The sequence below is a fragment of the Pseudomonas taiwanensis DSM 21245 genome, assembly GCF_000425785.1.
Lineage (GTDB): Bacteria > Pseudomonadota > Gammaproteobacteria > Pseudomonadales > Pseudomonadaceae > Aquipseudomonas > Aquipseudomonas taiwanensis.
Genome location: NZ_KE384451.1, coordinates 99,283 through 105,282 on the forward strand (window position 1 = coordinate 99,283; position 6,000 = coordinate 105,282).

The window sequence follows — 6,000 nt, forward strand, 5'->3', positions numbered from 1 at the left end:
CCGAATGAAGCCTGCGCTGCCGTGGTGCAGGGTCACATTCAGACATATTCAAAGCCCATAAAAAGTCTAAGGCTTTCTCGATGGCTGCCGTTAAGCCCTATGGACGCCCTTCGGGAGCTGTCCACGTACGAAGGAACGTCTTGGACATGCTTGGGACCACCTAAGGGCGCCTCATCCATCAACACACGGAAGAGTCGAGAGAGCGCCAACGTATGAAGAAGACATCGCTGTCACTGTTTGCCACGGCTTCGCTGATTTTTGCCGGAGGGGTGCAGGCGGGGCCGCCTGTAGAGGTAACGTTCAAGAATCTGGGAACACAGCCAGCTGTGTTGAAGCTAGTGACATCCAACGAGAGCAGTACTTACCAGATAGCCAATCCCAAACCTGACCAGACCGTTGAGCCTGGATCGGCGACCTACATGCGCGTTCAGCGCATTATCAGCCCGGACGTGAATGCCGCAATGGTGCGTTACACCATTGGTAGCAAAGCCTGTGCCTTCGGCACAACGTACCAACTGCGAACACTCCCAGGTGGAATCCAGAAGCCCGAATGGACAAAGGCTGCAACGCCGAGTGGTGGGGCCACTTGCCAGGCAACCATTATCAGGACGGCTGCTGATTATTCGTGGGTCGTTGAGTTCACCATGAAATAGCACACGGTAATAGCCTGGCCATGAAGGCACCTCATTGGCGAAGTGATGAGGTGCCGCTATTTCAAGATGCAATGGATATGTTGAGGTGCAATTAATGGATTCCATAAAACGGGATTTACTATCCAGTAGTGTACGGGCTGTTGTCACTCATGTGAAACGCTTGGATGAAAGTTCGGGCAAGTCAGTCATTGCTGTCGATCCCACGGAGGATGCTGGAAAAGAAGTAGAACTGTCAGCGTTCGCACAGCAACTAGGTGCTGCTGCCGAGCGTGCTGCAGCCCGAGACAGCCAGCTTTCACGCAAAGAGCTCGCCGCATTCGCAGCCAGGATCCTAGATAGCATAGGAGGGGCTGGGTACTTGCTTGCGAAAGACTTCTATGACAGCCAGCTCCCCGACACCGATGATCCTGAACTCATTGAACGTGCCAAAAAGGCAAACGCATTTGCCATGGGGACAGGTGATAATCCCTTCAAAGGGCTCAGTCGCGATCAGTTGAGTCTGATTATTTACGATGAGAGTGGGGCATTCACCATCAGTGAACGGCGTGCCGCATTGAGTGAAAGAACTGAGCAGCACAATGCGTGGGCTCGGCATATTATCGACAAGATGAATTCGGAGTATCGGAAAACGGGGCGTATTGATAACGGATTGCAGGAGACTCTCGATTACTACAAATCGCTCCCCCCTGTAGAGGTGGCGCAGTACGGTAACTACGAAGCCGGAATCATGATGCAGATGGGCTTGCAAGAAGTTGAGAGGCCCGAATTCAACATCTCTCTAATGGACCTGATGGCCAACGAATGGAAGCTCGCTACCGAAAGCGACCCATCGTCAAAGGACCCAGAGGCCGCCCTTCCAGCGACTGACACTGACGAGGAGGGAGCACGCGGATGAGCCCAATCCTTTCCCTGGATGGCGTTACCCGTTTTCTGGGCAATCAGCCCATCCTGCACGATGTCTCGCTGTCGATCCCTTCTGCCCAGACCTGTGCCATTGTCGGCCCTTCCGGTTCAGGCAAGAGCACCTTGCTTAATTTGATGGGCCTGCTGGATCAACCCTGCCAAGGCCGTGTGCTATTGGCCGGCCGCGACATGACAGCCGCGAACGCCGACCAACGCGCGATCCTGCGCAACCGCATGATCGGCTTCGTCTTCCAGAGTTTCAACCTGATACCGCGCCTCACGGTGCTGGACAACGTTGCCTTGCCGCTCTGTTATCGGGGTGTTCGGCAAGCAGCGGCACGCCGGGCGGCGCAGGTGCAATTGGAGGCGGTCGGGCTTGGGCTGCGGGTCCGGCATCGCCCCGCAGACCTCTCGGGTGGCCAGCGCCAGCGGGTGGCCATGGCCCGAGCCTTGGTGACAGAACCTCGATTGCTGCTAGCCGACGAGCCGACAGGCAACCTGGATGCGGCTACGTCCAACGAGGTGCTGGAATTGTTGTTGGCGCTGAACCGGGAACGGGGCGTGACCTTGGTCATGGTCACTCATGACGCCACCCTGGCCCGTCGTATGGAGCGGTGCCTGCAGGTGCAGGATGGAGGTGTCGCGAGTGCCTGAGGCCTACGGCCCTGATTGGCGGCATCGCGTGGGTGAGGCGTTGGCCAGTTTGCGTTTGCTGGGGCGCCGTGCCTGGCTGGCGTTGCTGGGTATCGCGGTAGGCTGCGCTGCCGTGGTGGCTTTGCTCAATATTGGCCACAGTGCGGCGCAGCATGCCAGGCAACTGTTTCAGGGCCTGGGCAGCGAGCTCATGCTCATCGACCTGACACCCGCAGGCCGTTTCCCTGGATTTTCCGGGCTGCCGGCGGAAATCAACGCGATCGCGCCGTTGGCAATGGCGGTGGTCACTGTGCAGTCGCGTGGACAACAGCGAGAAGTGCTGGTTGCCGGCAGTACTCCACATTTGGTGCAGGTCCTCGGCTTGACCGCTGGCGAGGGGCGTCTGTTGTCGATGTATGACGATTCCAACCCCCACGTGCTTTTGGGTGCGACATTGGCTCAGACCCTCGATGTCAACGTAGGAGATCGGCTGGCGCTGGGCGCCTACCTGTTCAATGTCGTGGGGATACTCGCGCCGCTGGGCTACAACCCGATGCTACCGGTGCAGCTGGACGATGCCGTGCTCATGCCGTTGCAGGGCATGAGGCGCCTATTGGCCTCCCCTGAGATCGGCACACTGCTGGCGTTGGGGCGTGATACTGCAGTCATGTCGCAGGCTGCCATTGCCCTGAAGGACTACCTGAATGCTCGGCTTGCGGGGCATGAAGTCGAGGTACGTCTTCCGCAGCAACTGATCGAAGGCATGGCCGACCAGTCGAGCCTGTTCCGTTGGTTGCTTGGCGGGTTCGCGGGCATTGCGTTGTTGCTGGGTGGCGTTGGGGTAATGAACGTGATGGTGATGAATGTCGCTGAACGACGCCGAGAGATCGGTGTGCGTTTGGCGTTGGGCGCACGGGCTCGGGATATCGCCTGGCTGTTCCTGCTCGAAGCCATTTTGTTGGCCGGTGCGGGTGCATCAACGGGAGCGCTGGTCGGGCTTGTAGGCGCTTGGCGCTTTGCAGTCGCATCGGGGTGGCGTTTTACCGTGGACGGCTCGTCGTTGCCTTTGGGGGTTGGCAGTTCGCTGATTGTGGGCGTGTTCTTCGGGTTGCAGCCCGCGCTCGCCGCTGCGCGTTTGCAACCGGTGGTGGCGTTGCGTGATGACTAGGTGGCTGGCGATCGCCTGTGGGTTGTTGATGCCTTTGCAAGGGGTTGCCGGTGACCGCTTGCAACTGTCTCGGCCAACGCAAATCCACGCGGTATCGGCCAAAGCCTTCGCGGTCGATGTCGGGGAGGAACTGGCCCTGGAACTGGTGGATGCCATCGCCTTGGCCCTGCGTGACAATCGGGCGATTCGCAGCGCCTACCTCGAGCGTATCGCTCAGAAGTTCGACTTGCGTGTGGCACGTGATCACTTTGCCCCGCAACTAACGCTCAAGGCGCGTTTTCTGGGCAGTCGTAACCAGGACGATCGCTATCGCGAGGCAGAGGTGACGCCGTCGGCCAGCCTGCTGACGCCCTATGGCACTCGCTTGAGCCTTGACTGGGCCTATGGCCAAACGCGTGCCGAGGAAGCGGGTAATCGCTACCGTGATGGCGCCAACCTCATGGTGGTCCAACCCCTGTTGCGTGGTGCCGGGCGAGCGGTGGCAAGCGCACCGTTGCGCCAGGCGCGGTTGACCGAGCAGACCAACCGGCTGGCGCTCAAGGACAGTGTGGCGCAGGTGATCACTGACACGATCAAGGTCTACCGTGACCTGCTGCAAGCCCAGGAACAACTGCGCATCGCTCGCGATAGCCTGGCCAGGGCGCGGCAACTGGTGGAGGTCAACCAGGCGTTGATCGCTGCTGGGCGCATGGCAGCGTTCGAAATTGTCCAGGCTGAAGCAGAAGTTGCCAATCAGGAACTGGCATTGCAAGGCAGTCTCAATCAACTGCATGCCCGCCGCCTGGCACTCGCTCAAACCCTTGGCATAGCGCTTTCCACACCGCTACGGGCGACGGAAAAGCCAGTGGTACGGCCGCTGCAGGTGGATGGCCAACAGGCGATAGGCAAGGCCGAAGCGATGCAGCCTGCGTACCTGATGCAACTGATTGCCGGCGAGCAGGCCGCGATCGATTTGCAGGTGGCGCGCAATGACCAGCGGTGGGACCTGTCGCTGGTCAGCGGTGCCACTCAGGCACGAGCGCGCCCTGGCAAGGACAAGGCGTGGGAACACTACGTTGGGTTGGAACTGGACATTCCCATCGGTGACTTGAGTCGTCGTCAGAAGGAAGTCCGGGCGCAGGTCGCCTTAGAAAACCATCAAGTGAGCCTGGCGGAGTCCCATCAGCAACTGCAGCGCGATGTCGCCAATGCGGTTCGGGACATCAATGTCCGTTGGCGTCAGTTAGAGATCGCTGGGCGTGCGTTGGCACTGTCACGTCGAAAGCTGCAGATCGAGCAGGAAAAACTGGCCGTGGGGCGTTCGAGCAATTTTCAGGTGCTCAGTTTTGAAAACGACCTGCGCACTGCCCAGAGCATTCACCTGGATGCCACGATCGCTTACCTCAATGCTCAAGCCGAACTGGACCAGACATTGGGTACCACGCTCGATAGCTGGGATGTGACGCTCAATGACTAGGCGACACCTGTTGGCGTGCGCGTTCGTGACGCTTGCTGGAGCCTTTATGGTGTTCTGGCTATCGCGACCTGTGTCGACAGTGCAGGGCGGTGTCGAGCGCTGGCAGCGCGTGGAGCCGCACCTGCTGGAGAGTCAGTTGGGTCTTGTCGGGCGGATTCACGCCGGTCGCCAGCTCATCCTGGCCGCGCCTTTCGATGGCTCGATTGCCGCGTTGTTCGTCGAGGATGGGCAACAGGTGCAGGCTGGCGAGACGTTGATGATGCTGGATACCGAGGGTCTGGAAATCCAGTTGCGCGAAGCGCAAGCGCAAGTGCTCAAGGCCGGTGAGGCGCTGCGGCAGATGCAGGGTTGGCAGGACGGGCCAGAGGTGGCGCAGGCCCGACGTGCGCTGGACCGCGCCCGTGGCGCATTGGCTGTGAGCCAGGCGGAGCTTGACGATACCCGACGTTTGTTCGATCGCGGCATCGTTGCGCGAATGGAGGTCGATAACCTCATTCAGCAGGTACGGGTCCAGCAACAGGGCGTGCTGGAGGCAGAACATGCGTTACGGCTGACCCGCGCGCGTGGTCAAGGCAATGGCCTGCGCATTGCGCAGATGGAGATGACCAATGCCCAGGCGCGTTGGCAGGCATTGGCGCGCATGTGCGAGCAACGGGTGATCAAGGCGCCTTTCCCGGCATTGGTGGCGCGGGCAAGCCATGCTGTTGCAAGACCGCAGCGGCACCTTCAGGTGGGGCAACAGGTTGCTCAGGGGCAGCCTTTGCTGGCCTTGGTCGATGTGGGGCGGTTAGAGGTGTTGGCGAAGGTGGAGGAGGGGGACCTGGGCAAACTGCGCGAAGGCATGTCGGTTGAGGTCAGGGTGGCCGGCCAGCAGCTTGCAGGGCGGGTGCAGCGCATCGCACTTCAGGCCAGGGAGGACGGAGGTGACGGTGCCTGGTATGACCTGGTGGTATCGCTCGATACACCGTCCCAACCGTGGGCGTTGGGTTTGCGGCTAGGCATGAGCGCGCAGTTGAAGGTGGTCGTGCATCGCAGCGAGCGGGGGATTGCCGTGGCGCCTGAGTCGTTGCGTGTGGATGAATCAGGACGAACCTATGTGGTCTACCGCGAGGCGGAAGGCCAACCCGAGCGCAATGTCTTCGTCGAGATTGGCGCAACCGTGGCCGAGGGCGTTGAGGTGCAGGGGC

Annotated in this window: 6 protein-coding genes; all 6 read left to right on the top strand. The window is 60.2% G+C overall.

The genetic code is table 11. The features are described from left to right. Nucleotides 1-212 precede the first annotated feature (212 nt). A complete protein-coding gene (locus tag H620_RS0122265) occupies nucleotides 213-653 on the top strand; it encodes a hypothetical protein (RefSeq protein ID WP_027908069.1) in 441 nt (146 codons plus the stop codon). Nucleotides 654-747: 94 nt separating this feature from the next. Next, nucleotides 748-1,548 (top strand): hypothetical protein, encoded by an 801-nt coding sequence (locus tag H620_RS26090; protein WP_023378778.1) that lies wholly within the window; start codon nucleotides 748-750, stop codon nucleotides 1,546-1,548. Further along, nucleotides 1,545-2,210 carry an ABC transporter ATP-binding protein gene (locus tag H620_RS0122275; RefSeq protein ID WP_027908070.1) on the top strand — a complete coding sequence of 222 codons (666 nt, stop codon included), beginning with the start codon at nucleotides 1,545-1,547 and terminating at the stop codon, nucleotides 2,208-2,210. Before H620_RS26090 ends, H620_RS0122275 begins: the two co-directional genes overlap by 4 nt. Next, the gene (locus H620_RS0122280) at nucleotides 2,203-3,357 is read left to right on the top strand and encodes an ABC transporter permease (RefSeq protein ID WP_209439669.1); all 1,155 of its coding nucleotides are present in this window, start codon (nucleotides 2,203-2,205) and stop codon (nucleotides 3,355-3,357) included. The genes H620_RS0122275 and H620_RS0122280 overlap by 8 nt, the downstream gene beginning before the upstream one ends. Next, nucleotides 3,350-4,813, top strand: a complete 1,464-nt coding sequence (locus H620_RS0122285) for a TolC family protein (RefSeq protein ID WP_027908072.1) — start codon at nucleotides 3,350-3,352, stop codon at nucleotides 4,811-4,813. Before H620_RS0122280 ends, H620_RS0122285 begins: the two co-directional genes overlap by 8 nt. A gap of 46 nt (nucleotides 4,814-4,859) precedes the next feature. Next, nucleotides 4,860-6,000: HlyD family secretion protein (locus H620_RS26095; protein WP_049818844.1), on the top strand; the 1,141-nt coding region annotated here is incomplete at its 3' end.